Annotated in this window: 24 protein-coding genes and 2 tRNA genes; 12 read left to right on the top strand and 14 right to left on the bottom strand. The window is 71.6% G+C overall.

Translation table 11 applies throughout. The annotated features are described in order from the left end of the window. Positions 1–13: 13 nt before the first annotated feature. Positions 14–1,588, bottom strand: coding sequence for a CoF synthetase (locus FFG40_RS10565; protein ID WP_260678856.1), 1,575 nt, complete (start codon positions 1,586–1,588; stop codon positions 14–16). Continuing rightward, on the bottom strand, positions 1,585–2,622 hold the full coding sequence (locus FFG40_RS10560) for a hypothetical protein (RefSeq protein ID WP_138803134.1): 1,038 nt from the start codon (positions 2,620–2,622) through the stop codon (positions 1,585–1,587). Before FFG40_RS10560 ends, FFG40_RS10565 begins: the two co-directional genes overlap by 4 nt. A gap of 106 nt (positions 2,623–2,728) precedes the next feature. On the opposite strand from FFG40_RS10560, the gene FFG40_RS10555 reads away from it, so the two are divergent. The 5 genes from FFG40_RS10555 (at position 2,729) to FFG40_RS10535 (ending at position 7,195) form a co-directional block, all read left to right on the top strand. After that, complete coding sequence (locus FFG40_RS10555; RefSeq protein ID WP_185974158.1) at positions 2,729–3,103, top strand: holo-ACP synthase; 375 nt, start codon at positions 2,729–2,731, stop codon at positions 3,101–3,103. Positions 3,104–3,184: 81 nt separating this feature from the next. After that, entirely contained in the window at positions 3,185–3,472 is a 288-nt protein-coding gene (locus FFG40_RS10550; protein WP_138803132.1) for an acyl carrier protein, read from the top strand. After that, positions 3,469–4,644, top strand: coding sequence for an acyl-CoA dehydrogenase family protein (locus tag FFG40_RS10545; RefSeq protein WP_071248024.1), 1,176 nt, complete (start codon positions 3,469–3,471; stop codon positions 4,642–4,644). Before FFG40_RS10550 ends, FFG40_RS10545 begins: the two co-directional genes overlap by 4 nt. Then, entirely contained in the window at positions 4,641–5,612 is a 972-nt protein-coding gene (locus FFG40_RS10540) for an amino acid--[acyl-carrier-protein] ligase (RefSeq protein ID WP_221935168.1), read from the top strand. The genes FFG40_RS10545 and FFG40_RS10540 overlap by 4 nt, the downstream gene beginning before the upstream one ends. Next, positions 5,609–7,195, top strand: a complete 1,587-nt coding sequence (locus FFG40_RS10535; RefSeq protein WP_138803131.1) for an alpha/beta fold hydrolase — start codon at positions 5,609–5,611, stop codon at positions 7,193–7,195. Before FFG40_RS10540 ends, FFG40_RS10535 begins: the two co-directional genes overlap by 4 nt. 15 nt (positions 7,196–7,210) lie before the next feature. Here the strand turns inward: FFG40_RS10535 and FFG40_RS10530 are convergent, their stop codons facing one another. Both FFG40_RS10530 and FFG40_RS10525 read right to left on the bottom strand, forming a co-directional pair. Next, positions 7,211–8,137 carry an alpha/beta fold hydrolase gene (locus tag FFG40_RS10530; protein WP_185974157.1) on the bottom strand — a complete coding sequence of 309 codons (927 nt, stop codon included), beginning with the start codon at positions 8,135–8,137 and terminating at the stop codon, positions 7,211–7,213. A 56-nt stretch (positions 8,138–8,193) separates the two neighbouring features. Then, positions 8,194–8,682 (bottom strand): peroxiredoxin, encoded by a 489-nt coding sequence (locus FFG40_RS10525; protein ID WP_017886715.1) that lies wholly within the window; start codon positions 8,680–8,682, stop codon positions 8,194–8,196. A 241-nt stretch (positions 8,683–8,923) separates the two neighbouring features. Between FFG40_RS10525 and aceE the strand changes: the two genes are divergently transcribed. From aceE to FFG40_RS10495, 6 genes are all read left to right on the top strand, one after another. After that, positions 8,924–11,668: a pyruvate dehydrogenase (acetyl-transferring), homodimeric type gene (aceE, locus tag FFG40_RS10520; RefSeq protein ID WP_071405343.1), complete on the top strand. Its 2,745-nt coding sequence runs from the start codon at positions 8,924–8,926 to the stop codon at positions 11,666–11,668. Between the two features lie 7 nt (positions 11,669–11,675). Next, entirely contained in the window at positions 11,676–12,902 is a 1,227-nt protein-coding gene (locus tag FFG40_RS10515) for a CdaR family transcriptional regulator (protein ID WP_027465341.1), read from the top strand. Between the two features lie 78 nt (positions 12,903–12,980). Beyond that, the gene (locus FFG40_RS10510) at positions 12,981–13,922 is read left to right on the top strand and encodes an ACP S-malonyltransferase (protein WP_138803129.1); all 942 of its coding nucleotides are present in this window, start codon (positions 12,981–12,983) and stop codon (positions 13,920–13,922) included. Then, positions 13,919–14,971 carry a beta-ketoacyl-ACP synthase III gene (locus tag FFG40_RS10505; RefSeq protein ID WP_260678855.1) on the top strand — a complete coding sequence of 351 codons (1,053 nt, stop codon included), beginning with the start codon at positions 13,919–13,921 and terminating at the stop codon, positions 14,969–14,971. The genes FFG40_RS10510 and FFG40_RS10505 overlap by 4 nt, the downstream gene beginning before the upstream one ends. Positions 14,972–15,092: 121 nt before the next feature. Next, positions 15,093–15,341, top strand: coding sequence for an acyl carrier protein (locus FFG40_RS10500; protein ID WP_017886710.1), 249 nt, complete (start codon positions 15,093–15,095; stop codon positions 15,339–15,341). 87 nt (positions 15,342–15,428) lie between these two features. Further along, positions 15,429–16,673 (top strand): beta-ketoacyl synthase, encoded by a 1,245-nt coding sequence (locus tag FFG40_RS10495; RefSeq protein ID WP_138803128.1) that lies wholly within the window; start codon positions 15,429–15,431, stop codon positions 16,671–16,673. A gap of 244 nt (positions 16,674–16,917) precedes the next feature. Here FFG40_RS10495 and FFG40_RS10490 read toward each other — a convergent pair whose 3' ends face one another. From FFG40_RS10490 to FFG40_RS10465, 6 genes are all read right to left on the bottom strand, one after another. Beyond that, positions 16,918–17,418, bottom strand: a complete 501-nt coding sequence (locus FFG40_RS10490; protein ID WP_027465337.1) for a DUF3145 domain-containing protein — start codon at positions 17,416–17,418, stop codon at positions 16,918–16,920. 157 nt (positions 17,419–17,575) lie between these two features. Beyond that, positions 17,576–18,421 carry a DUF1684 domain-containing protein gene (locus FFG40_RS10485; protein WP_138803127.1) on the bottom strand — a complete coding sequence of 282 codons (846 nt, stop codon included), beginning with the start codon at positions 18,419–18,421 and terminating at the stop codon, positions 17,576–17,578. Further along, positions 18,418–19,542, bottom strand: a complete 1,125-nt coding sequence (locus FFG40_RS10480) for an AI-2E family transporter (protein WP_173033412.1) — start codon at positions 19,540–19,542, stop codon at positions 18,418–18,420. Before FFG40_RS10480 ends, FFG40_RS10485 begins: the two co-directional genes overlap by 4 nt. Positions 19,543–19,549: 7 nt before the next feature. Next, positions 19,550–19,624: transfer RNA gene (locus FFG40_RS10475), tRNA-Ile, on the bottom strand. Positions 19,625–19,637: 13 nt separating this feature from the next. Beyond that, positions 19,638–20,849 (bottom strand): glycosyltransferase, encoded by a 1,212-nt coding sequence (locus FFG40_RS10470; RefSeq protein WP_027465335.1) that lies wholly within the window; start codon positions 20,847–20,849, stop codon positions 19,638–19,640. Between the two features lie 113 nt (positions 20,850–20,962). Next, complete coding sequence (locus FFG40_RS10465; RefSeq protein ID WP_181440182.1) at positions 20,963–21,877, bottom strand: DMT family transporter; 915 nt, start codon at positions 21,875–21,877, stop codon at positions 20,963–20,965. A 39-nt stretch (positions 21,878–21,916) separates the two neighbouring features. On the opposite strand from FFG40_RS10465, the gene def reads away from it, so the two are divergent. Beyond that, positions 21,917–22,492, top strand: coding sequence for a peptide deformylase (gene def, locus FFG40_RS10460; RefSeq protein WP_138803126.1), 576 nt, complete (start codon positions 21,917–21,919; stop codon positions 22,490–22,492). A 58-nt stretch (positions 22,493–22,550) separates the two neighbouring features. On the opposite strand, the gene FFG40_RS10455 is transcribed toward def, so the two are convergent. The 4 genes from FFG40_RS10455 to FFG40_RS10440 all read right to left on the bottom strand — a co-directional run bounded on the left by FFG40_RS10455 (position 22,551) and on the right by FFG40_RS10440 (position 25,341). Further along, positions 22,551–23,039, bottom strand: coding sequence for a hypothetical protein (locus FFG40_RS10455; RefSeq protein WP_138803125.1), 489 nt, complete (start codon positions 23,037–23,039; stop codon positions 22,551–22,553). 129 nt (positions 23,040–23,168) lie between these two features. Next, positions 23,169–23,241: transfer RNA gene (locus tag FFG40_RS10450), tRNA-Asn, on the bottom strand. 115 nt (positions 23,242–23,356) lie between these two features. Next, positions 23,357–24,415 (bottom strand): D-isomer specific 2-hydroxyacid dehydrogenase family protein, encoded by a 1,059-nt coding sequence (locus tag FFG40_RS10445; RefSeq protein ID WP_260678854.1) that lies wholly within the window; start codon positions 24,413–24,415, stop codon positions 23,357–23,359. Beyond that, positions 24,412–25,341, bottom strand: coding sequence for an ATP-binding cassette domain-containing protein (locus FFG40_RS10440; RefSeq protein ID WP_081827275.1), 930 nt, complete (start codon positions 25,339–25,341; stop codon positions 24,412–24,414). The genes FFG40_RS10445 and FFG40_RS10440 overlap by 4 nt, the downstream gene beginning before the upstream one ends. Positions 25,342–25,460 lie beyond the last annotated feature (119 nt).

Below are 25,460 nucleotides of genomic sequence, written 5' to 3'. Positions count from 1 at the left end.
GAACCGGCTCGGCTCAGGCCTCCTTCGCCGCGACCCACGACAGGTCGAGGTCCCACTGCGCGACCGACCCGGCCGGCAGCTGCCACACGTACTCGTTCTTGAGCTTCTTGCCGTCCTCGCGGAACGGCCCCGTCCGGTACGGGTAGAACGCCACCGTCGGCAGCGTGCCGGGCGGCGCCGTGCGGATCGCGTTCGAGAAGTCCTTGTTCAGCCGGCGCAGCTCGGCGATCACGTCACCCCGGGCGGCATCCGCGTCGAACCCGCCAGCACCCGAGGCGAGCTGGAACGCGATGTGCAGCTGCCGGTCACCGCGGTCGTCCTCGTAGCTGATCAGCCGGTGGTTCTCGACGGCCTCGAGCAGTTCCGGGTCGCCGTACACGACGTCCCGCACCACGTCGGGTGCGACGACGGCCCCGTTGTAGTCGACGGACAGGTCGGACCGGCCGTAGTGGAACAGCAGCGGCAGGTCGAGCTCGGCCTCGGCGGCGAGCGCCGCGTGTCCGGTCGCACGCAGCACGGACCGCAGCTCCTTCATCCGCACGACGTGTCCGCGGTCGTGGATGTTGTAGCGGATGCGTGGGCTGATGTTCTCGGAGCGGGCGATGGTGACGACGAGTTCGCCGAGGTCGTTCGTCTCGATCAGGTAGCCGAACGGGTTGAACTGGAACACCATCGGCAGCACCCCGTACTCGCCCTGCTTGGTGAGGGCGGCGGAGAGTTCCGGTGAGGCGGCGATAGCCCGGCGCAGCTGCACGCTGAACGGGGTCTCGATGCCGAGGTTGATCTCGAGGTCGCTCGCCCCGTAGGAGCCGAGCACGGCCTGCGCGTACTGCTCGATGTGGGCGCGCATGTTCTCGCTGATGCCCTCGCCCCCGAACGCGGCGACGATCGTGTACTGGCTCCAGTCGAGCCGGTCGTCCTCGAACAGGGCCTTCAGGAACGGTGGGTAGCTGCAGATGATGTAGGTGAAGTCGGTGCCGAACTCGCGCATCGTCTGCACGATCTTGTCGCGGTCCGGGCCGATCGACTTGATCATGGAGGACTCGGTGAGCGAGGCGGTCACGTTCATCCCGGTGGCCCAGGCCCCGAGCGAGAAGGCGTTGAGCACGAACGGCTGCTTCGACAGGTCCTTGGCGGTGCGGGAGAACCCGAGCTGCAGCAGCTGTCGGGTGGCCTGGCGTTCGTCGGGGCCGCGCACCCAGCTGGTCGGGGTGCCGCTCGATCCGCTGGACTCGTCGACGACGACGCCGCGTCGGGGCAGGCGTCCGTCGATGCAGCGCTCGGGGATGCTCCAGCGCTTGACGTAGGAGTCCTTGTCCATCTCGGGCAGTCCCGAGATCGCCGCGGCGATGCCGCCACGGGTGTCGAGCCTGGGGGCCCGTCCGGACTCCGCCAGGAACGCGCGGTACGCGGGGACCCGCTTCGCAGCCCGTTCCGCGGTCCGCCAGGCGCGCCAGCGTCCGAGGGTCCAGCGGAGCGGCTCGATGCCCGGCGTGAGCAGGAGCTTGTGGGTGCCGACGCGGGGCATGAACAGTGCGACGAAGGTCTCGACCACCCACACCACCGAGAACACCGCTGCGCGCTTCACCGGGTCCCCCCGACGGTCATCGCTGCTGCGGGTCGGCGGTGTGCCAGGGGTGGTGGGTCGCTGTGTCCGAAGCGGAACAGCATCCAGGCCATCCGCCCGTCGGACTCGTCGACGCCCGCGCGTTCGACGAACGCGGCGTGTGACCGCGGGTTGGTGATCACGGTCCCGAAGGGGTGCATGGCGATGCCGCGTGAGGAGAACGCGAGCCAGATGCGCATGAAGACCCGTCCGGCCTCGACGTACTCGGCCGGGGTGCTGAACGGTCCCTCGAGCCAGGCGAGCTGTCGGACGCCCCGCATGGTGGACAGGTACACCCTGCGGAAGACCCCGCCGATGCCCGGGGCCTGCCAGAGTCCGCGGTGCTCCATGGCGAACCGGAGCACCGGGCCGGGCATGAGCATCGTCTCGGCGGACAGCCCGTCGCCGGTGGCCGCTGCCTGTCGCTTCGAGAACCGCAGCCAGTGCAGGATCTCGTCGTGCACGGCGTCGTGCTGCAGGTCGTCGAACAGGGTCTCCTGGTTGACGCGCACGATCTCGTCGACGGTGGCCCGGTCGTCGGTGGTGCGGAAGCGTTGTCCGGCCGCCGATGCGATGGCGGACGCGGCCTCGATCGCGGTGGTGTCGACGAGCGTTGCGTCGTAGGGCCTGCGTGAGGTGCGCCGTGCGAGGAAGCCGGCCAGGGCCTCCCGGTCGTCCGTGGTGACCACGTGCGGACGCAACGTCACCGTGCCCAGCCGGTGCAGGTGGTCGTCCGCACCGGCGTCGAGCCGACCGAAGTCCATCTCGGCGTGGTCGAGCCGTTCCTGCACGGTGAACCCGTGCGCCCGTGCCACCACGTCGAGCCCGGCCAGGAACACCCCGGCGCAGACGTGCCCGAACGGGATGCCGAACGACTCCGCCGGCAACCCCCGTCGCAGGTCGTAGAACACGGTCGCGGTGCGGTCGTCCTCGACGCGCACGACGATCGGTTGCGAGTTGTGCGGCGACGGGTAGTGCCGCGCGTCCTCGATGATGCCCGTCCACGGTGATGCCATCGTTCCCCTTCGGTGGTCCCTGGCGACGATCATACGAACCCCCTCGGCGCCCCATGCCCCTCGGGGAATGCGCTGTGGAGAACTCGTGCGTAGCCTGCTCCTCGTGATGACCATCCGCACCGGCACCGACCTCGCCTCGGTCGAGGACGTCGTCGACGCCGTGACGGCGCACGGCGAGCGGTACCTGGACCGGGTGTTCACCCTGCGGGAACGCACCGACACCGGCGACGACCCGGAGCGCCTCGCTGCCCGGTTCGCGGGCAAGGAGGCCGTCGTGAAGCTGCTCCGGCCGGCCCCGGACCAGGCGATTCCGCTGCGTGACGTCGCCGTCGTGCTCGATGCCGGCGGGGCCCCCACGGTCGAGCTGTCCGGGGCGGCCGCGGCGCTGGCGGAGTCGATCGGGTGCGGCCCGATCGCGGTCTCGTTGGCACACGAACGGGGGCTCGCGGTGGCGACGGCGGTGGCCCTCTCGGAGCGCTGACCCGGCGCTCCGGACAGGGGTGCGGTTTCCCGCACCGGCACGGCGGTTTCCCGAGGGCCGTTCCTCTTTACGGTTGCAGTCATGGAACAGGACCCGAACCCCTCCAGCACCACCGCGACGATCGCCGACCCGGCCACCGACCGGGCCGTCCGTCGTGCCCTCGTCGAGCACGGCCGGCTGACGGTCGACGCGTGGGACGTCGCGTCGATCGCCGACCTCTACGCCCTCGGCCTGACCTCGCACGCCACCGTCAACGTGATGCTCGCGGTGGAGTCGGACCTCGACGTCGAGTTCCCCGACTCCGTGCTGAACCGGTCCACCTTCGCGAGCGTCGAGTCGATCACCGCGGCCGCGGAGCTCGCGTCGTGACCCTGGTCCTGCCCGCTCCGTCGGTCATCGACCGCTTCGCCGAGCGTGCGAGCGCGGTGGCCGAGGTCGCCGCGCAGTTCGCCGACGAGGTCGACCGCGACGCCCGACCCCCGCGCGAGGCCATCGCCGCGATGCGGGAGTACGGCCTGCTCGCGGCAGCGGTGCCGACCGAGCACGGTGGCGAGGGTGCCTCCGTGGCCGAGCTCTCCGCGATCGCGACCGAACTCGGCCGGGCCTGTGCCGCGACCGGCATGGTCTTCGCGATGCACCAGGGCCAGGTCATGGCGCTCTGGCGGCACGGCGGCGACGGTGCCGGCGTGCTCGAGACCATCGAGGCCGTCCGTGGCGGTGCGCTCGTCGCGTCGGCCACCACCGAGCGCGGCGTCGGTGGCGACGCCCGGCGGTCCACGTGTTCCATCGAGCCGACCGACGACGGCCGGATCCGTCTGCGCAAGGACGCGCCGGTGATCTCGTACGCCACCGAGGCCGACGCGGTGTTCGTCACCGCCCGACGCGACCCGGACGCCCCGGCGTCGGACCAGCGACTGCTCATCTGCCGCACCGACACGATGGTCTTGTCGCAGACGTCCACCTGGGACACCATGGGGCTCCGCGGTACGTGCAGCAACGGGTGGATCCTCGACACCGAGACGACGATCGACCGGGTGTTCCGCGACGACTACGCCACGATCTCCGCCCAGACCGTGCTGCCGGTGTCGCACGTGCTCTGGGCCTCGGTCTGGCTCGGCATCGCGGTCTCGTCCGCGGAACGTGCCCGCAGCGCCGTCCGGAAGCAGGCCCGCGCCGCCGTCGGGACGACCCCGCCCGGTGCCCTCCGGCTCGCCGAGCTCCTGGTCGACCTGCAGGCCCTCGCCGACTCGGTGCGCCACGCCGCCGAACGGTTCGACGCCGCCGCCGACGACCCGGACGTGCTGGCCTCGAGCGCGTACGCCCTCGCCGCGAACGCCCTGAAGATCGGTGCGTCCGAGCGCGTCACCGACATCGTCACGAAGGCGCTGCGCATCGTCGGGATCGCGGGCTACGCCGCCTCGGGTCCGATGAGCATCGCCCGACACCTCCGAGACGCCCACGGGGCCGCCGTCATGGTGAGCAACGACCGTCTCCTCAAGAACGACGCCGACCTGGCCATCATGACGGGAGTGATCCTGTGACCATCACGGACACCACCACGCACACCACCGACACCAGCACCGCGGACACCGCCGCTGCGCTCGACGCCGCCCGCGCCGCCCTCCGCGCCCGTCTGCTCACCGACGGCGTCCTCCTCGACCTCGGCACGCCCGGCCTCTACGGCCGCACCGGGGTCTTCGAGCGCGTGTACGCCGCGGTCGACGCCGCAGCGGTGCGCAGCCAGCAGCACCTCGGCGCCGAGGTCCTGCGCTTCCCGCCGGTCGAGCCGCTCGCGTCGTTCGAGCGCACCGACTACATCGCGTCGTTCCCGGACCTCGCCGCGTCGATCTCCGGGTTCACCGGCGACGACCGCACCCACCGCGCACTGCTCGCCGCCCGCGAGCGCGGTGAGCGCTGGGAGGGGTTCCTCGAGCCGGCCGACCTCATGCTCACCCCCGCGGTCTGCCACCCGGTCTACGGCCTGATCGGCGACACCGTGCCCCGGCAGGGTCGGTTCTTCGACGTCCTCGGCGACTCCTTCCGCCGGGAGCCCTCGCTCGACCCGATGCGCCTGCAGGCCTTCCACATGCACGAGTTCGTGCACGTCGGCACCCCCGCGTCCGCGGCGGACCACCGCGACGGAAGCATCCCGGTGATGCGCGCGCTGCTCGAGTCGTTCGGGCTCGAGATCGACGTCGTCCCCGCCAACGACCCCTTCTTCGGCCGCGTCGGGCAGATGCTCGCCCGCAACCAGGTCGAGCAGGCGCTCAAGTTCGAGTTCGTGACGAAGGTCTACGGCCCCGGCCACGACGCGACCGCGATCAGCTCCGCGAACCTGCACGAGGACCACTTCGGCACCTCGTTCGGCCTCCGCACCGAGGACGGACAGGTCGCGCACAGCGCCTGCATCGCGTTCGGCCTGGAGCGCATCACCATCGCCCTGTTCGCCGCCCACGGCACGGACCTCGACGCCTGGCCGGCGTCCGCCCGCGCCGCCCTCGCCCTGTGACCACGCTGCACGGCTGGTCCGGATCGCCCGCGATCCGCGCCGCGGTCCAGCTCCCCGCCGCCGCGCGCGCCGGCGTCGTCATCTGCCCGCCGCTCGGGCAGGAGGGCGTCATCGCGTACCGCACGCTCCGTCTGCTGGCCGACCGCCTGGAGGCCCGTGGCATCGCCTCGGTGCGCTACGACCCGTCCGGACGTGGCGACGGCGCCCCCGACACCACGCCGGACGCGCAGGTCCGGTCCGCACGCCACGCCGCCGCCGTGCTCCGCACGACGGGGGTGCAGCACGTCGCCTTCGTCGGGCTGGCCTCGGCCGCCCTCGTCGCGGCGAACGCGGCCGCGGACACCGACGGCCTCGTCGTCTGGGACGCACCGGCATCGGGCAAGGGGTGGCTCCGCAGGCAGCGCGCCCTCGCGACCATCACGATCGGTGCCGACCGCGTGGTCGACGGCGTCGAGAGCCTCATCGGGTTCGACGTCGAGCCGGACGAGGCCGCCGCGCTCTCGGGCCTCGCCTTCGCCCCGCGCACCGGGCCCACCGTCGCGCTCGTCCGCCCGGGTGCCCGGCCGCCGAAGCCCCTCGGTGGCGTCGACGTGACCGAGGTCACCGGCAGCGCCGAGCTCCTCGACGGCACGAGCATCCACGCCCGCATCCCCGGAGCCGCCGTGGACACCGTCGTCGCCTGGCTCGACACCTGGGCACCCGAGACGGCGGTGCCCGTCCGCGCGCCCGTCCTCGACGAGGTCCTCGACGTCGACGGCCGCGTGTCGGAGCGGATCGTCCACCTCGGCGATCAGGGGCTGTTCGGGATCGAGACCGTCTCGTCCGCCCAGCACCACGACGCCCCCGTCGTCGTGCTCCACAGCGGCGGCGCCGAACACCGGGTGGGCGCCACCGACTACCAGGTCGAACTCGCCCGCGCCCTCGCCCGCGACGGCGCCCGGGTCGTCCGGGTCGACCGCCGCGCCACCGGCGAGAGCACCGGCGTGCACGAGGACGAGCGGAGCTTCCTGTTCGCGCAGGAGTGGGTCGAGGACCAGTCCGCCGTCGTCACCGCACTCGCCACACCATCGGACCGGCTCGTGCTCGTCGGCATGTGCGCCGGCGCCTGGGTCGCGGGCCGCGCCGTCGAGGAGGCCCCGCGCCTGGTCGTCGAGATCAGCCCGAACGACTACCGTCGAGTCCCGGCCGAGCCCGGCTCGTACGCCGACGGGGTCCGGGCGATCGACGCCCCGTCGCCCGCCCGGATGTGGGTGCGCGAGCGGTACAACCGGTTCGTGCCGAAGGCCGTCCGCGACCGGATCGCCCGTCGCGACCGGATGGGCGGGGTCGTCGGCCACGTCCGCCCGCTCGTCGAGCACGGCACCGACGTCGTCGTGATCGTCGCTCCCGAGGACGCAGCCCTGTTCGACCGGCTCGGTGGGCAGAAGGCCGTCCGGCGCTGGCCCGGTGACGACCGTCGCGGCTCGGTGTCCGTCGTCCGCGTGGAGGACGGCGACCACGCGCTGTTCTCCCCGGCCATGCGCGAGGCCGTCGTCGCCGAGGTGCGCTCCCGCGTCGCGGCGACGTTCCCCGTCCACACCTGACGCGGCCCGACCGGCTCAGCGGAGGCCGAGCTCCCGCGCGACGGCGTCGGGACGCTCGACGTGGGCGAAGTGCCCGCAGTCGTCGAGCAACACCGTCCGGACCTGCGGCACGAGCACCCGCAGCGCCTCGAGGTCCGAGACGCGGGCGAACACGTCGTCGCGCCCGGCGATCGCCGTCACCGGGCAGGTGACGGCGCGCCACCGGTCGACGTCGTACGCAGCCGCCGACCGTGCCGCCTCGGTGAACTGCTCCGGCCGGAGTTCCTCGACGAAGGCCTCGAGCACGCTCGGGTCCAGGCGTCGCACGTGCGTGAACACCGGCGCCGCGACGAGCGGCAACAGACCGACCCGTGCGATCCCCCGGAGCAGCGGACGAGCGGCGCGCCCGGTCACCGTGAGGCCCGCACGCAGCAGGGTGAACGCCGGCAGGGTGCCGAGCGCCCGCACCGGGTGCCGAGCCGCACCGGCCGTCGCGACCGTGGTGCCGGACACCAGGGCGAGCGACCGCACCCGCTCGGGCGCCACCACCGCCAGGTGCAACCCGACGAACGCGCCCATGGAGTGCCCGACGACGTCGACCGCACCGAGACCCAGCGCGCCGAGGACGGCCGACACGGCACCCGTGACGGCGTCGAGCCCGAGCGGACCGTCCGGAGCCGGCGAGGACCCCCAGCCGGGCAGGTCGACGAGCACCAGGCCGCGGTCGCCGACGCCCTGTGCGGCGTGCAACAAGGGTGTCCACGTCGACCAGGAGCCGGCGACGCCGTGCAGCAGCAGGAGCGGGTCCGGGCCGGCGCGGTGGTGCACCACGACGGGGCCGGTCGGGGCCGCCACGACCGTGCGGGTCAGCCCCCAGGTGCCGGGCGTGACGCGCACCGGGTACGGGGCGTACGCATCAGCGGTGACCCCGTGACCACGTGGGTCGGTGTCGATGGCGTGCACCGGGCCTCCTGTCCGACCGTCGACGCGGACGCGTCCGTCAGGAGGGATTCGGAACGCTAGCCGACGGGGACGGGTGCCGAGCAGGCGGCGAGCCGGTCGAGGGCAGCCTTGTACTCGGCGACGTCGCGCTGCAGGCCGGGCTCGGTGATGATCGAGGCCTTGATCCGACCCTGCACGTCGATGACGAAGGTCGCGCGGGTGGCGAAGCCCTTGTGCTCGAGGAACACGCCGTACTCCTTCGAGACCGCGCCGTGCGGCCAGAAGTCGGCGAGCAGCTCGAAGTCGTAGCCGTTCGTCTCGGCGAACGACCGCAGCGTCGCCTTCGAATCGACCGAGATGCCGAGGAGCTCGATGCGCTGGTCCTGGAACATCGTGATGTTGTCCTGCAGGGTGCAGAGCTCGTTCGTGCACCCGGACGAGAACGCCAGCGGGAAGAAGACGAGTGCGACCGGGCGGTTGCCGCGGAAGTCGCTGAGTCGGACGTGCTCACCGAACTGGTTCGGGAGCTCGAAGTCCGGCGCGAGTGAGCCGATCTCCAGTGCCATCGCTACGTGTGCTTCTTCCTCGGGCGTGGGGTGTGCCCGTCGGGTCCGTGCGCCGCAGATCGCGTGTGCACGATCGGCCATGCTACGCCGACGACACGCGAATGCAAGCACCCGTCCACCTGCACGTCACCATCAGCATCAGCGTCGGTCCTGGGGCCTAGAGTAGACGGGGCCCCAGCCGGTCGCGACCCGACCACCGGAGCCACCATGTCCACCACCACGAGAACGAACGAGGTCAAGGGTGACGGTGAACGACCAGGACCCGTACAGCGCCGGGGCGAACGACCAGGATCCGCAGGAGACCGCCGAATGGCGTGAGTCCCTCGACGGGCTGGTCCAGACCCACGGACACCAGCGCGGTCGCGAGATCATGCTGAGCCTGCTCAAGCGGTCCAAGGAACTGCACCTCGGTGTGCCGATGGTCCCGACGACGGACTACGTGAACACCATCGCGCCGGAGAACGAGCCGGAGTTCCCCGGCGACGAAGAGCTGGAGCGCCGGTACCGCCGCTGGATCCGCTGGAACGCGGCCATCACGGTGCACCGTGCACAGCGTCCCGGCATCGGGGTCGGTGGCCACATCTCGACGTACGCGTCGAGCGCCGCGATGTACGAGGTCGGCTACAACCACTTCTTCCGCGCGCAGGACCACCCCTCCGGCGGCGACCAGGTCTTCTTCCAGGGCCACGCCTCCCCCGGCATGTACGCCCGCGCGTACATGGAAGGGCGCCTCTCCGAGGACCAGCTCGACGGGTTCCGGCAGGAGAAGTCGCACGCCGGCGGCGGCCTGTCGTCGTACCCGCACCCGCGCCTCATGCCGCACTTCTGGCAGTTCCCGACCGTGTCGATGGGCATCGGCCCGATCAACGCGATCTACCAGGCGCAGCAGGCCAAGTACCTGTCGAACCGCGGCATCAAGGACGCCATGGACCAGCAGGTCTGGGCGTTCCTGGGCGACGGCGAGATGGACGAGGTCGAGTCCCGCGGGCAGCTCCAGGTCGCCGCGAACGACGGCCTCGACAACCTGAACTTCGTCATCAACTGCAACCTGCAGCGACTCGACGGTCCGGTCCGTGGCAACGGCAAGATCATCCAGGAGCTCGAGGCGTTCTTCCGCGGTGCGGGCTGGAACGTCATCAAGGTCGTCTGGGGCCGCGAGTGGGACGACCTGCTCGCCCGTGACACCGAGGGCGCGCTCCTCAACCTGATGAACCAGACGCCGGACGGCGACTACCAGACGTACAAGGCCGAGAACGGTGCCTACGTCCGCGAGAACTTCTTCGGGCGCGACCCGAAGGCGCTCGAGCTCGTCAAGGACTACACCGACGACCAGATCTGGAACCTCAAGCGCGGTGGCCACGACTACCGCAAGGTCTACGCCGCGTTCAAGGCCGCGACCGAGCACAAGGGCCAGCCGACCGTCATCCTGGCGAAGACGGTCAAGGGCTACGGCCTCGGCCCGAGCTTCGAGGGCCGCAACGCGACCCACCAGATGAAGAAGCTCACGCTCGACAACCTCAAGCAGTTCCGCGACGAGATGCGCATCCCGATCTCCGACGCGCAGCTCGAGGAGAACCCCTACACGCCGCCGTACTACCACCCGGGCAACGACGACGAGGCGATCCAGTACATGCACGAGCGTCGTCGCGCGCTCGGTGGCTACGTGCCGGAACGTCGCACGAAGTACACGCAGTTCACGCTGCCGGACGACTCGAAGTACCAGGTCGTCAAGAAGGGCTCCGGCAAGCAGGAGGTCGCCACCACCATGGCGTTCGCGCGCCTGCTGAAGGACCTGCTGCGCTCGCCCGACTTCGGCGACCGCGTGGTCCCGATCATCCCGGACGAGGCACGCACGTTCGGCATGGACGCCTACTTCCCGTCGGCGAAGATCTACAACCCGAACGGCCAGCACTACACGTCGGTCGACCGCGAGCTCCTGCTGGCCTACAAGGAGAGCCCGCAGGGCCAGATCATCCACGTCGGCATCAACGAGGCGGGCGCCCTCGCGGCGTTCACCGCGGTCGGCACCTCGTACTCGACGCAGGGCGAGCCGCTCATCCCGGTCTACGTCTTCTACTCGATGTTCGGGTTCCAGCGCACCGGCGACGCCATCTGGGCCGCCGGCGACCAGATGACCCGCGGCTTCATGATCGGCGCGACCGCCGGCCGCACCACGCTGACGGGCGAAGGCCTGCAGCACGCGGACGGCCACTCGCCGCTCCTCGCCACGACGAACCCGGCCGTCGTCTCGTACGACCCGGCCTACGGCTACGAGATCGGCCACATCGTCAAGGCCGGCCTCGACCGCATGTACGGCACGAACGAGGACGGCTCGCCGAAGCACGCCGACCCGAACGTCATGTACTACCTGACGGTCTACAACGAGCCGCTGGTGCAGCCGGCCGAGCCCGAGGGCGTCGACGTCGAGGGGATCCTCAAGGGGATGTACCTGCTCAAGGCGAGCGAGCACGACGGCCCGAAGGCCCAGCTGCTCGCGTCCGGCGTCGCCGTGCCGTGGATCCTCGAGGCGCAGCAGCTCCTCGCCGAGGACTGGGGCGTGTCGGCCGACGTCTGGAGCGTCACGAGCTGGGGTGAGCTGTACCGCGACGGTGTGGCCGCCGAGCAGCAGGCGTTCCTCAACCCGAACGAGCCGGCCCGCACGCCGTTCGTCACCGAGCGTCTGCTCGGCACCGAGGGCCCGGTCGTCGCCGTGAGCGACTTCATGCACCTGGTGCAGGAGCAGATCCGCCCGTTCGTGCCGACCGACTACGCCACCCTCGGCGCAGACGGCTTCGGTTTCTCGGACACCCGTCCGGCCGCTCGCCGCTTCTTCCACATCGACGGCCCCTCGGTCGTCGTGCGGACGCTGCAGCAGCTCGCCCGCCAGGGCAAGGTCGACGGCGCGCTCGTCCAGCAGGCGATCGACAAGTACCGCCTGCACGACGTGACCGCCGGCACCACCGGCAGCGCGGGCGGCGAGAGCTGATCAACCCGTGACGACGGTCCGCCCGGACCACGAGAGCCAGGAGAGCGCGCGCGAGCGTGCGCTCTCCTGGCTCCGTCAGGTGTCCGGAGAACTCTCCACCGCGACGATCAAGCGACTCGAGGACACGCTCCCCTGGTACAGCGAGATGCCACCGGGGCGCCGCTCCGCCGTGGGCCTCGTCGCCCAGGCCGGCATCACCTCGTTCATCAGCTGGCTCGAGGGCACCGCATCGACGCCGTGGATCGCCGCGGCCGACGTCTTCGGGTCCGCCCCGCGGGAACTCCTGCGCTCGGTGAGCCTGCAGCAGACCCTGCAGCTCATCCGCGTCGTGGTGACCGTGGTCGAGGAACGCGCCGCCGACGACGAGATGCTGCAGGAGGCGATCCTCAAGTACTCCCGCGACATCGCGTTCGCCGCCGCCGACGTCTACGCCCGCGCGGCCGAGGCCCGTGGCCTGTGGGACGCCCGGCTCGAAGCGCTCGTGGTCGACTCGATCCTCTCCGGCGAGTACGACGACGAACTGCCCTCCCGCATCGCCGCCCTCGGGTGGCACGGCCACGGCGAGGTCGCGGTGCTCGTCGGCACCGCACCGAAGCAGCTCGAGGTCGACCAGGTCCGGCGCACCGCACGGCACATGGACGCCGACGTGCTCGTCGGGGTCCAGGGATCGCGGCTCGTCGTGGTGATCGGCCGCGCCACCCCCCGCGACGACGTGCCCGAGGGCGAGGAGCCCGTCTCCTTCACGACCATCGCGCAGGCCCTCGAACCGCTGTTCGGCGAGGGCCACCTGGTGCTCGGCAACGAGGTCCCCGGGGTCGTCGACGCCTCGACGAGCGCGAAGGCCGCCCTCGCCGGGTTCGCCGTCGCGCGTGCCTGGCGTGGCGTGCCCCGCCCGGCCCTGGCCGACGACCTGCTGCCCGAACGGGCCCTGGCCGGCGACCCCCTCGCCCGGTCGGCCCTGGTGCAGCGCATCTACGTCCCGCTCAAGGACCAGTCCACCGAGCTCCTGCAGACGCTCTGGTGCTACCTGGACACCGGGCGTTCGCTCGAGGCCACGGCCCGCGAGCTCTTCGTGCACCCGAACACCGTGCGCTACCGCCTGCGCCGGGTCGCCGACATCATCGGCTGGGACGCCACGCACGCCCGTGACGCCCTGATCGTGCAGTCGGCGCTCATCCTCGGCGCGATGTCCGAGTCCGCGACCGGACGCCGCCGCATCACCCCACGGCGGTAGAGAACCAACAATGTCCCGCGGGGATTCGTGTGGGAAGTCCACACGGGCCCCGCGGGACGAGAACGCGAGGATTGTCCGGTGATCGTCGTCGTCGCGCCCGGACAGGGCTCCCAGACCCCCGGCTTCCTCGCCCCCTGGCTCGAGGACGCCACCGTTCGTGAACGAGTCGGGCAGTGGTCGGAGTCGATCGGCGTCGACCTCGCCGAGCACGGCACGAACTCCGACGCGGACACCATCAAGGACACCGCGCTCGCACAGCCCCTCATCGTCGCCGCCGGCCTGGTGACCGCCGACGCCCTGCTCGCCGAGGGCCGTCGTGCCCTGGTGGGCGGGGTCGCCGGACACTCGGTGGGCGAGTTCACCGCCGCCGCGGTCGCCGGGATCCTCGACCCGACCGACGCCGTCGCCCTGGTCGCCGAACGCGGCCGGGCCATGGCCGACGCCGCCGCGCTCGAGCCGACCTCGATGGCCGCCGTCCTCGGTGGCGACGCCGACGCGGTGGCCGCAGCCCTCGCCGAGCACGGCCTGGTGCCCGCGAACCACAACGGTGGCGGCCAGACCGTCGTCGCCGGTGCGGCCGACGCCATCGCGGCCCTCGCCGCCGACCCGCCCGCCAAGGCCCGCGTGATCCCGCTCGCCGTGGCCGGTGCGTTCCACACCCGGTACATGGCCCCCGCCGTCGAGCGGGTCGCCCCGGTCGCGGCCGCCGCCACGGTGCAGGACCCGACCCTGCCGATCTGGACGAACGCCGACGGCTCCCGGGTCGACGACGGTCGCCGCTTCGTCGACCTGATGGTCCAGCAGATCGCGAACCCCGTGCACTGGGACGCGGTCATGGAGTCCTTCTCCGGCGCCGGCGTGACCGGCATCATCGAGCTCGCACCCGCCGGTGCACTCGTCGGCCTGGCGAAGCGCGGCCTCCGCGGCACGCCGACCGTCGCCATCAAGACCCCCGACGACCTGCCTGCAGCGATCGACCTGCTGCAGCGCGCGGGCCAGGAAGCAGACGCAACCGCATGACCGACCCGACCAGCCCGACGGACGCCCCCACGGGCCTCCCGACCGGATCCGCGCGCCCGCTGCTCCAGCAGCGCCGCGGCCACGAGTTCACCCGGATCCTGGCGTTCGGCGCCGCCCGCGGCGAGAACGTCGTGCCGAACGACGACCTCGTCGGCCCGATCGACTCGTCCGACGAGTGGATCCGGCAGCGCACCGGCATCATCACCCGCAAGCGCGCCGGCAAGGACGTCGAGGCCGTCGACCTCGCCGAGGCCGCCGCGCGCGAGGCCATCGAGAAGGCCGGCATCGAGCCGTCCCAGATCGGCGTCGTGCTCGTGAGCACCGTCACGCACACCGTCGCGACCCCGTCGATGGCGTCGCTGCTCGCCGAGCGCATCGGGGCCACCCCGGCGGCCGCGTACGACATCAGCGCCGCCTGCGCCGGGTACGCCTACGGCATCGCCCAGGCCGACTCGTTCATCAAGTCCGGGCTCGCCGACCACGTGCTGGTCGTCGGGGCCGAGAAGCTCAGCGACGTCGTCGACCCGACCGACCGCTCGATCTCGTTCCTGCTCGGGGACGGTGCCGGCGCCGCCGTGATCGGCCCGAGCGACTTCCCGGGCATCGCCCCCACCATCTGGGGTTCCGACGGCTCGAAGTGGGATGCCATCGGCATGACCGCGACCTACAACGAGTGGGAGGCCGGCGCACCGCGCCCGACCATGCGCCAGGCCGGGCAGACGGTGTTCCGCTGGGCCGTCTGGGAGATGGTCAAGGTCGCCCGCCAGGCACTCGAGACCGCCGGGGTCCGCCCCGAGGACCTCGCCGCCTTCGTGCCGCACCAGGCGAACATCCGCATCATCGACGAGTTCGCCAAGCAGCTCGGCCTGCCCGAGACGGTGACGATCGCCCGCGACATCACCACCACCGGCAACACCTCCGCCGCGAGCATCCCGCTCGCCACGCACCGCCTGCTCGAGGAGCACCCGGACCTGTCGGGCGGCCTCGCCCTGCAGATCGGCTTCGGCGCCGGACTCGTCTTCGGCGCGCAGGTGGTCGTCCTCCCCTGATCCCCGCCCGGTCGCGCAGCCGCGCGCCGGTCCCCATCCCGACGAGCCTCCGCGCACCCGGACCCCGCGTGCCCTAGGCTGGTCAACGGTCAAACGACACCCCCCTTCAAGGAGAACACTCATGGCCCTGTCCAACGAAGAAGTCCTCGCCGGCCTGGCCGAGCTGATCAACGACGAGACCGGTATCGCCACCGACACCGTCGCCGCCGACAAGTCCTTCACGGACGACCTCGACATCGACTCCATCTCGATGATGACCATCGTGGTCAACGCCGAGGAGAAGTTCGACGTGAAGATCCCGGACGAAGAGGTCAAGAACCTCAAGACCGTGGGCAACGCGGTCGACTACATCGTCAAGGCCCAGGCCTGACACGAGCTTCCTGAGCGCCGCGGCCCGCGGACCCCTGCGGGCCACGGCGCTCATCTTGTTCACCCCAACGAAAGAACACGTCGTCCCATGACCAAGAAGACCGTCGTCGTCACCGGGATCGGTGCGATCTCACCCCTCGCCGCGACCGCCCCGGACACCTGGGACGCGCTGCTTGCCGGCAAGTCCGGCATCACCCGCATCGAGGACCCCCGTTACGCCGAGCTCGAACTCCCCGTGGAGTTCGCCGGCCAGGCGCGCCGGTTCCTCACCGACCAGCTCACCCGCCCCGAGTCGAAGCGCCTCGACCCCTCGTCGCAGCTGTCGCTCGTCGCGGCGCGTGAGGCCTGGGCCGACGCCGGCATCGACGACGAGTCGGTCGTTCCCGAGCGCCTGATCGTCGACTGGGCGACCGGCATCGGTGGCGTCAACACGCTGCTCGACGCCTGGGACACCCTGCGCGAGAAGGGCCCGCGTCGCGTCCTGCCGATGACGGTGCCGATGCTCATGGCGAACGGCCCCGCCGCCGCCATCGAGATGGAGTTCGGTGCCCGTGGCGGCGCCCGCACCTACCTGTCGGCCTGCGCGTCCTCGACCGAGTCGCTGGCCGAGGCGTACCGGCACATCGCCGACGGCGACGCCGACATCGTCATCACCGGTGGCGCCGAGGCCGCGCTGCACCCGCTCCCGCTGGCCGCGTTCGCCGCGATGCAGGCCCTGTCGCGCCGCAACGACTCCCCCGAGACCGCCTCGCGTCCGTACGACGTCACGCGTGACGGCTTCGTGCTCGGTGACGGCGCAGCGGCACTCATCCTCGAGTCGAAGGAGCACGCGGAAGCCCGCGGCGCGACCATCTACGCCGAGGTCGCCGGCTCCGGCATCACCTCGGACGCCTTCCACATCACCGCGCCGGACCCCGAGGGCAGCGCCGCCGCTCGTGCGGTCCTGCAGGCCCTCGAGCACGCCGACGCGAGCATCGAGGACGTCGTGCACGTCAACGCGCACGCCACCTCGACCCCCGTCGGTGACGTCGCCGAGTACCACGCGATGCGTCGGGTCTTCGGCGACCACCTGGACGACGTCGTGGTGTCCGCCACCAAGGCGTCCACCGGGCACCTGCTCGGTGGTGCCGGAGCGATCGAGGCCGTCTTCACCGTCCTCGCACTGCACAACCGCGTCGCCCCGCCGACGATCAACCTGCACGACCAGGACCCGGAGATCGTCATGGACGTGGCCCGCGAGCCGCGTCCGCTGCCCGAGGGCGACCTGCTCGCGGTCAGCAACTCGTTCGGCTTCGGCGGCCACAACGCCGTGGTCGCGTTCCGCAGCGTCTGATCCGTCACACCCTCCGCCAGGAGGCCCGTCCCGCGTCGTCGGGGCGGGCTTCCGTCGTTTCGGTGGCCGGTCCGGAGTTCCGCCAACACGCCGTCGTGTCGCTGAGGCGCCCCGGGAACGACGAGACGCCGCCGTGTTCGGCGGCGTCTCGAGTCTTCGGCGGTGTCAGGACAACACACCGGCGTGTTGCGCACCCGACGCCGACGTCCGGCGCACCCGAGACGCCGGCGTGTTGCGAGTCGGGTCAGCCGACGCGGTGCAGCCAGACGACCGGGTTGCCCTCGGCCGCGTGGCGGAAGGGCTCGAGCTCGTCGTCCCAGGCCTGCCCGAGGGCGAGTCGGAGCTCACGGTGCAGTTCGAGGGCGTTGCTGCCCGCGACCTCCATCGCGTAGCGCACCCGGTCCTCGGGGATGACCATGTTGCCCGTGACGTCGGTCTGGGCGTAGAACACACCGAGGTCGGGCGTGTGCATCCAGCGGCCGCCGTCCGAGGCGCTCGTCGGCTCCTCGGTGACCTCGTACCGCAGGTGCTCCCACCCGCGCAGGGCCGACGCGATCGCGGCACCGGCGCCCACCGCACCGGTCCACGTGTACTCGGTCCGGCGCGCACCGTCCTGCGCGGGCTGGTCGAGCCACGAGAAGTTCACGGCGCGGTTCATGGCGCGACCTGCTGCCCATTCGACGTGCGGGCAGAGCGCGCGGGGTGAGGAGTGCACGTAGAGCACTCCTGTCGTCGTTCCGTTCACGGTTCCTCCGATACGTCAGGTGCGACTTCCCCATCGACCTGGTGCGGAGGATCCTGACCCGAGGGGCCACGGAACCATCGGTATGCGATTGTGATGTCCCGACGGGACACGCCCATTATGCAGCGCCACGCCTGGGAACGGCAAGGACCTGACCCGATCAGTGCAGGACGGCACCGTTCGCGTCGACCGGGTGCCGCTCCCCCGCCGTGATCGGCACCGGGACGCGGTTGTCCTCCGGTGGGATCGGGCAGGCGTACTGGTACGAGAACGCGCACGGCGGGAGCACCAGCCGGTTCCAGTCGAGCTCGACCGTGGCCTCGGTGCTGGGGTCGTCGAGGTACAGGAACCGACCCATCGAGTAGGTGCTGCCCGGGTCGTCCTCGGGCAGGGCACTCGTGGCGTCCTGCACGATGAGCTGCAGCCGGGGGGCTCCGCGGTGGGCAGCCGACCGGAGGGCGACGAAGCGCACCGTGCCACCACCCACGACGGTCTCGACGTGTCCGGCGACCGGCAGGGCGTCGCCGGCGGCGTCACGGACGCTGCCACGGGCCTCCAGGGCGTCCCCGACCAGCGGGACGTACGTGCCGGACGTCACCCAGTCGCCGGACCACGCGAAGCGGGCGATCTGCGCGAAGCGGGCGATCGCCTCGGAGGACGGGTCCCAGACGCGCAGGGTGTCACCGCTGACGGTGCCGGCGAAGCCGTCCGGCAGGGCGACGGTCGACGGTACGACGGCGGTGTCCCCGGCCGCCAGGACCGTGCCGTCCACCGGCACGCCGTCGACGACGACGCCGTCGGATGCCTCGGCCGTCACGGTGAGTCCGCCGACGGCCGGGGCCCACGTCCCGGGGACCGGCCAGACCGGCTGCGGGTGGTCGACGTGCTGGGCGTTCACCAGGGCGAGTGGCCCACGGGCACTGCGCGCCCAGCGGTCACGGTCGTGGACGTGCTCGGCGAACGCGGCGACGACCGCGTCGTCGGCTGCGCCGGTGCCGCTCGTCACGCCTGTTCCTGGCGGGGGTAGATGACCTTCTGCACGATGATGATGACCGACGCCGCGACGGGCAGCGCCACGAGCGCGCCGAGCACGCCGCCGATCGTGCCGCCGGCGACCGCCGCGATGACCACGAGGGCTCCGGGCACCTGGACTGCCCGCGACATGATGCGCGGGGAGATCAGGTAGGCCTCGACCTGCATGTAGACCAGGTAGTAGATGCCCGAGAACAGGGCGGTGGCCGGCGACGCGAAGAAGCAGAGCAGCGAGATCACGATCGCGGCGGCCAGGGTGCCGACCAGCGGGATCAGCGACCCGAGGAACGCGATGAACGCGAGCAGCACGGGCAGCGGTGCACCGATGATGAGCAGGAAGATGAAGCTCAGGATGCCGTTGATGAGCGCCTGCGACACCTGCCCGACGACGTACCGGCCGACCGCCTGCGTGATCTGCTCGCTCACGTCGATGAAGTTCTGGCGACGCGACGCCGGGACGAACCGGTACGCCGCGCGCTTCATGCCCCGCATCGACGCGAGGAAGTAGAGCATCAGGATGATGACGATGAGCGCCCCGGTGACCCCGGACAGGATCCCGCTGCCGACCGCCAGGATCCCGCCGCCGACGCTGAGCAGGTTGCCCGGCTTCTCGACGAAGGACTGCAGCGACTGCAGCGCGTGGTCGATGTCGAACGACCCGGCGAACTGCTTCGACAGGTCCTGCACCCACGGCTGCTGCGAGATGTCCTGCACGATCTCGGGGAAGTTCTGGACCAGGTTCGAGGTCTGCTCCACCAGGATCGGGACGACGGCGAAGACGATGCCGGCGAAGGCCCCGAGGACGACCACGACGACGATCGTGATGGCGGACCAGCGCGGGATGATCCGCTCGAGGAACGACACGAGGGGGTCGATGCCGAGCGCCAGGAACAGCGCGACCCCGATGTAGACCAGGACCGTGCTCAGCTCGTTGATGATCGACCCGGCGAGCAGCGCGACGAGCACCCCGATGGCGCCCATGAACCCGATCCGGAAGGCGTTCACGCGCACGCCGGTACCGCCACGGGTCACCTCGAAGGTGACGTTCGGTGTCGGTGCGTGGTCGTCCTGCGACGTGTCGCGCTTCCTTGGCATGTGCACGTAGGGCGGGCGGGACTCGAACCCGCGGATCGTTCGGTTATGAGCCGACTGCCTTGACCAGCTTGGCTACCGCCCCTCGCCGGAGACCCTCAGGCCACCGGCTCACCACGATACAGCGACTCGAACGTCGACAGCGTGCGGTTGATGTCGTGTGCCTCGATCATGGCCAGACTGCGTTCCCGCATCGCCACGTACTCCGACTCGGGCGCGGTGAGCACCGTCGTGAGCTTCGCCGCCAGGTCGTCCACGTCGCCCGGGGTGAACAGGTACCCGTTGCCGTCGATCAGGTGCGGCAGCGCCATCGAGTCGGCGGCGACGACGGGCAGTCCCGAGGCCATCCCCTCGAGCGACGAGATGCTCTGCAGTTCCGCCGTGGACGGCATCGCGAACACCGTCGCGTTGGTCAGGGCCTCCTGCTTGCGCTCGTCGGAGACGAAACCCAGGAACCGCACGCGGTCCTCGAGCCCGAGCTCCTTCGCCAACGCGGTGAGCTTCGGGATCATCTCGCCGTCGCCGACGATCGTCAGCGTCGCGGACAGCTCGGCGGGCAGCAGCGCCACCGCGCGGACCAGCACGTCGAGGTTCTTCTCGGGGGCCACACGACCCACGAACACGATGTCGTTGTTGACCGGGCGTCCCTCGCGCGCCACGTACCGGGACGCGTCGATGCCGCACGAGATCGCGAGGACCTGCTGTCCGGCGATGGCCTTCCGCAGGTAGTCGGCGGCCAGGTTCGTCGGCGTCGTGATGGTGTCGGCCAGCCGGTAGGTCTTGGCGGCGTCGCTCCACGCGATCTTCAGCGCGAGGGGCAGCGTCCACTTGCCGAACGGCGTGTACTCGAGCAGGTTCTCCGGCATGAAGTGGTTCGTCGCGATGACCCGGATGCCGCGGTCGTTCGCCTCGTGCACGATGCCGCGGCCGATGACCACGTGCGACTGGATGTGCAGCACGTCGGGCTTCACGGCGTCGAGGATCGGGCCCGTCCACTTCCGGACGCTCCACGGCCACACGAAGCGCAGCCACGGGTGCAGCGGCCACTTGTACGACTTCAGGCGGTGCACGACGAGCGTGACGCCGTGGTGCTCCTCGTCGAAGGTGCCGTACTGGCGGCTCGAGGCCGGGGCCACGACGTGCACCTCGTGCCCGCGCTCGGCGAGACCGACGGCGAGCTGCTCGGCGAAGGTGGCGGCGCCGTTGACGTCGGGGGCGAAGGTGTCCGCAGCGATCAGCACGCGCAACGGTCGGTGACCGCCCGTCGCACCCGTCGGTCCGGCGGTGGCGGTGGTGGCGTCTCCTGACACGGCTGAGTTCGTCCTCTCGTGGGCGATGGCTGGTCGGCAGTGACGCTATCGCACCAGGATCGACGGTCGCGTCAGCCGCGCGGATGAGGGCGGCGACCTCCGGGTGCGCGGCGTCAGGCCCGGGTCTGGGGGTGGTGCTTGGCGAGCAGGAACACCCCGGTGATGGCGATGCCCGCGGCGACCACGAACCCCGCCACCGCGAACCACGGCGCCCCCGATGCCTCGCCGAGCACGATGACGCCGATGCCGACCGCGACGATCGGGTCGATCACCGTCAGCCCCGCGATCACGAGGTCGGCCGATCCGCTCGAGTACGCGTTCTGCACGAAGTACCCGCCGAGCGATGCCGCCACGATCACGCCGGCGATGGCGAGCACGGTCAGCCAGTCGAAGGTGCCGTTCACGAACCGGTTGAGCACGACCTTGGCCAGTGTCGCCACGAACCCGTAGAGCACCCCCGCCCCGACGATGTAGTAGAGCGCGCTGCGGTGCTTGGCCACGAGCCGGAACGACACCAGCACGAGCACCAGCACGACGGCCAGGATCACCAGCACGGTGACGAGCTGCTGGCGGGTGATCGCGCTCTCGTGCCCGACGAACGCCGCGATCCCGACGAAGATGCCGACACCGATGATGCACGTCCACACGGCCCGCCGCGCTCGACGACCGAGCGGCACACCGGACGACCGCGACGAGAACCACGTCGTGATGACCAGGGCGACGGCGCCCAGCGGCTGCACGACGATCAGGGGCGCGAACGTGATGCTGATGAGCTGGAGCACGACCGCGATGCCGAGCATGAGCGTGCCGAGCACCCAGTAGCCGCTCGAGACGAGCCCGACGACGTGCCGGACGCTCAGCCCCTTCGACTGCCGACCGAGACGTGCTTCGACCCGCTGCACCCCGCGGCTCTGGAACTGCGCCCCGAGCGACAGGAACACCGCGCCGATCAGGGCCACCGGGATCATCAGCGCCTGGAACGGCGTGAGGTTGCTCACGGCGTCCGGCAGCTGGAGGTCCGTCGTCACGCGTCGAGGCTACCGTCCCCCGCCGGATAACCTGGGTGAATGGCCGTTCTCCCGATCCGCATCACCGGCGAACCCGTCCTGCACGAGCGTGCAGCCGAGGTCACCGCGTTCGATGACGACCTCCGCACCCTCGTCGCCGACATGCTCGAGACCATGGACCTGGCCCCCGGCGTCGGCCTGGCCGGACCGCAGGTGGGCGTCGGCAAGCGCCTGTTCGTGTACTCCTACACCGATGACGACGACGTCCTGCACCGGGGCGCCGCCGTCAACCCGGTCCTGTGGATCACGCCTCCGGTCCCCGAGTCCGTCGAGGAGCTCGACGAGGACGATGAGTCCGAGGGCTGCCTGTCGATCCCGGGCGAGCGGTTCCCGCTCCGCCGCTCAGAGGGCGCCCTGCTGCGTGCCTTCGACGAGCACGGCACCCCGTTCGAGGTCGAGGCGCACGGCTGGCTGGCCCGCATCTTCCAACACGAGTACGACCACCTGGACGGCTGGCTCTACGCCGACCGCCTGGTGCACCCCTACGGCAAGCAGGTCGCCAAGGCGATCCGCAAGAGCAGCTGGGGCGGACCCGGCCAGTCCTGGTTGCCGGGTCGCGACCACCCCGAGGGCTGACGCCCGTCCTGCCGCCGTCGGGCCGTCGCCGGTGCGGCGGTCGGTCTGGAGGCCCGGCTCAGCCCCGGTAGGCCGCCAGTGCGTCCCGCAGGTGGTCGGTCTCCGGGTGTCCGGGGCAGTACCGCAGGAGGCCTGCGGCCACGTGCGCACCGCGCTCGTCGGCGACCGCCGACGTCCACGGGTCCGCGCCGCGAACCGCGCACGCGCTCGCGAGCTCGACCAGGGTCGCGTCGCCACGCGCCGCCGTCACCGCGGCCTGCTGCTGGCTCGACGGCACCGAGCCGGTGAGGCGCTTCGCCGAGCAGTCGGCACGCTCGGCCTCCCACACCGCCGAGTAGGTCGTGTAGGTCTCGCTGTCCGATCCGCCGCGGTCGCAGACGAACGCGAAGACCACCGGCGACGCGCCCGAGCCCAGCCCGGTGTCCGAGCTCGTCGGGTCCTCGGAGGCATCGGTGTCCGGGCCGACGCTGCTGCAGCCGGTGAGCACCGCCGTCGCGGCGACGACCACGCCCAGGAGCGCGAGTCGAGGCGAACGGGAACGGTGCACCTGTGAACGCTAACAGCATCGACCGGGCAGGAGCCGCGCGAACGCTGCGGATCCGGTGCGCAGCTGCGCTGGTGCAGTTCGGCAGCGGGAACGCAAAAGGTCCCCACCCCGAAGGATGAGGACCTGTCGCTCCCCGAGTTGGACTCGAACCAACAACCTGCCGGTTAACAGCCGGCTGCTCTGCCAATTGAGCTATCGAGGATCACTGTTCGCTGGCGAATGACGTGCGAACAACGGGTAACAGCATAGCAGGACCCTGCGGCCCTCCACCGCATCGGACACGCCGCCCGGGCGCGCCGCGCGGTGGAGCCCCCGGGTCAGTACCCGGCGACCGGGTCGACGACGCCGACGAAGCCCTCGCCGTCGCCCCCGAGGAACGCCGTGGCGTTCAACCGGACGCGCTCGGCCAGCAGGGGCGCGACCATGTCCGGGGTGTCGGCCTGGTGCGGGGTGATGACCGCGCCGGGCTCCGACCAGAGCGGGTGCCCGTCGGGCAGCGGCTCGGGGTCGGTGACGTCGAGGCCCGCCGCGGCGATCTCCCCGGTGCGCAGGGCGTCGACCAGGGCGTCGGTGTCGACGAGTCCGCCGCGCGCGATGTTCACCAGCCTGGCGGAGGGCTTCATGATCCGGAACTGCCGCTCACCGAAGAGCTTCGCGGTGCCCGAGGTCATCGCCGCCGCGATCATCACGACGTCGGCGTCGGGCAGGACCTGGTCGAGCTCGTCGGTGGTGACGGTCCGCGCGGCTCCCGGCACGGGCTCGGGCGAGCGGCGCACGACGGTGACGTCGACGTCGAACGGCGCGAGCAGCCGGAGGTACTCGAGCGCGATCCCGCCGGCACCGATCACGACGACGTTCCGCCCGTACAGCGAGACCCCCTCGGGCTCGGTCGCCCACGACGACGCACGAGCGCGCTTCTGCAGGACCCGGAGCGTGCCGAGGGTCAACGCCAGCGCGTGCTCGGCGACCGGCTCCGCGTAGGCGCCCTTGGCCGAGGTGAACAGCACGCGGTCGCCGTGCTCAGCGATGAGGTGCGCGAAGGCGTCCACGCCGGCGAACGGCAGCTGCACCCACCCGACGGCGGGGTGCCGGCGCAGGGTTTCGTCCAGGCCGGCGGGATCGCGGTTGTCGAGCCAGACGATGCCGCGGGTGTCCGGGCCGAGCGGCCCGACCGTCCCGCCGGCCTCGGTCACGACCCGCGCGTGCAGGTCGCTCGGTCCGACGGTCCCGCTGGCCTCGGGGGCCGCGCTCACGGGCCGGTCGGCCGGCGCGGGCAGCACCGCGACGGGGCCGGACTCCGGGGCCCGGATCGGCAGGGGCGTGCGGGCGGTGGGGACGACTGCCCGGTGTCCGCGGGCCGGCTTCGCGGCGCTCACAGGCCCTCGGGCCGATCCGTGCGGGGACCGCTACCGGCGGCCACCGGACGGCGCGGCGCCGACGAACGGCGGGACGTGCTCGGCGCCGGACGACGCTTCACCCCGCGGGCCGCGGTCGAGGCGAGGGTCTTCACGTAGGGGTCGACGGGGTTGTCGAGGACCTCGTCGAAGGTGCCGAGCCCGACGAGCCGGGCATCGGCCATCACGGCGACACGGTCGGCGAGGGCGCGTGCCTCGCGCAGGTCGCTGGACACGACGACGGCCGAGAACTGCCGGCCGCGCTGCAGCGTCGCCAGGGCCTCGAGCACGGACTGCCGCACGAGCACGTCGACGCCGCGTGCCGGTTCGTCCGCGACCAGCAGCTGGGGTTCGAGCACGAGCGCCTTCGCCAGGGCGACACGCTGGCGCTGCCCGCTCGAGAGCTCCCACGTGTTCAGGCGCATCGCCCCGAGCGGCAGGTGCACCGCGTCGAGCAGACGGGCCACGATGAGCCCGGCCTCGCGCCGGTCGAACCGGCGGTCGCGTGCGTAGATCGGTTCGGCGACGGCTTCGCCCACGGTCAGGTCCGGGCTGAGCCGGTCGGCACCGTCCTGCGGCAGGTAGCCGATCCGGCCGCTCAGCCGTTCGAGCTTGCGCGACGAGGGACGGAGGCCCCGGGTCTTCTGGCCGAGCACGGTCAGCTCGCCGCCGACGATGTGCCGACGGAGGGCCCCCTCGCCCTCGCCGTGGGACCCGAGCTGGCCGGCGATGGCGGCGGCGAACGTCGACTTGCCCGAGCCCGACTCACCGAGCAGGGCGAGGATCTCCCCCTGCCGGACCGTCAGGCTCACGCCGTCGACGGCACGGATGGACTCGCCCCCGCGTCCGCCCCGGTACTCGATCGACACGTCGTCCGCGACGACCGCCGGTCCGTTGACCGCGATCATGGGTCCCCTTCCACGCCGCCCCCTGGCGGCGGTTCGCGACGGACCGCCCTGGCAGGTCCGTCGTGCGTACAGCAGTGGAGCCGACCACCCTGGAGGCCCGGCGTGCGTCGACGACGCTG

This window comes from Curtobacterium sp. KBS0715 (assembly GCF_005938005.2).
GTDB lineage: Bacteria > Actinomycetota > Actinomycetes > Actinomycetales > Microbacteriaceae > Curtobacterium > Curtobacterium flaccumfaciens.
Note: the sequence above shows the minus strand (reverse complement) of the source record. Positions and strands in the feature narration are given on the sequence as shown.

What these genes read in the sequence shown, in the direction of transcription:
- FFG40_RS10560 (WP_138803134.1), bottom strand. Translation starts at nt 2,622, where the DNA reads ATGGCATCACCGTGGACGGGCATCATCGAGGACGCGCGGCACTACCCG.
- FFG40_RS10555 (WP_185974158.1), top strand. Translation starts at nt 2,729, where the DNA reads ATGACCATCCGCACCGGCACCGACCTCGCCTCGGTCGAGGACGTCGTC.
- FFG40_RS10550 (WP_138803132.1), top strand. Translation starts at nt 3,185, where the DNA reads ATGGAACAGGACCCGAACCCCTCCAGCACCACCGCGACGATCGCCGAC.
- FFG40_RS10525 (WP_017886715.1), bottom strand. Translation starts at nt 8,682, where the DNA reads ATGGCACTGGAGATCGGCTCACTCGCGCCGGACTTCGAGCTCCCGAAC.
- FFG40_RS10505 (WP_260678855.1), top strand. Translation starts at nt 13,919, where the DNA reads ATGACCGACCCGACCAGCCCGACGGACGCCCCCACGGGCCTCCCGACC.
- FFG40_RS10500 (WP_017886710.1), top strand. Translation starts at nt 15,093, where the DNA reads ATGGCCCTGTCCAACGAAGAAGTCCTCGCCGGCCTGGCCGAGCTGATC.
- FFG40_RS10495 (WP_138803128.1), top strand. Translation starts at nt 15,429, where the DNA reads ATGACCAAGAAGACCGTCGTCGTCACCGGGATCGGTGCGATCTCACCC.
- FFG40_RS10480 (WP_173033412.1), bottom strand. Translation starts at nt 19,542, where the DNA reads ATGCCAAGGAAGCGCGACACGTCGCAGGACGACCACGCACCGACACCG.
- def (WP_138803126.1), top strand. Translation starts at nt 21,917, where the DNA reads ATGGCCGTTCTCCCGATCCGCATCACCGGCGAACCCGTCCTGCACGAG.
- FFG40_RS10440 (WP_081827275.1), bottom strand. Translation starts at nt 25,341, where the DNA reads ATGATCGCGGTCAACGGACCGGCGGTCGTCGCGGACGACGTGTCGATC.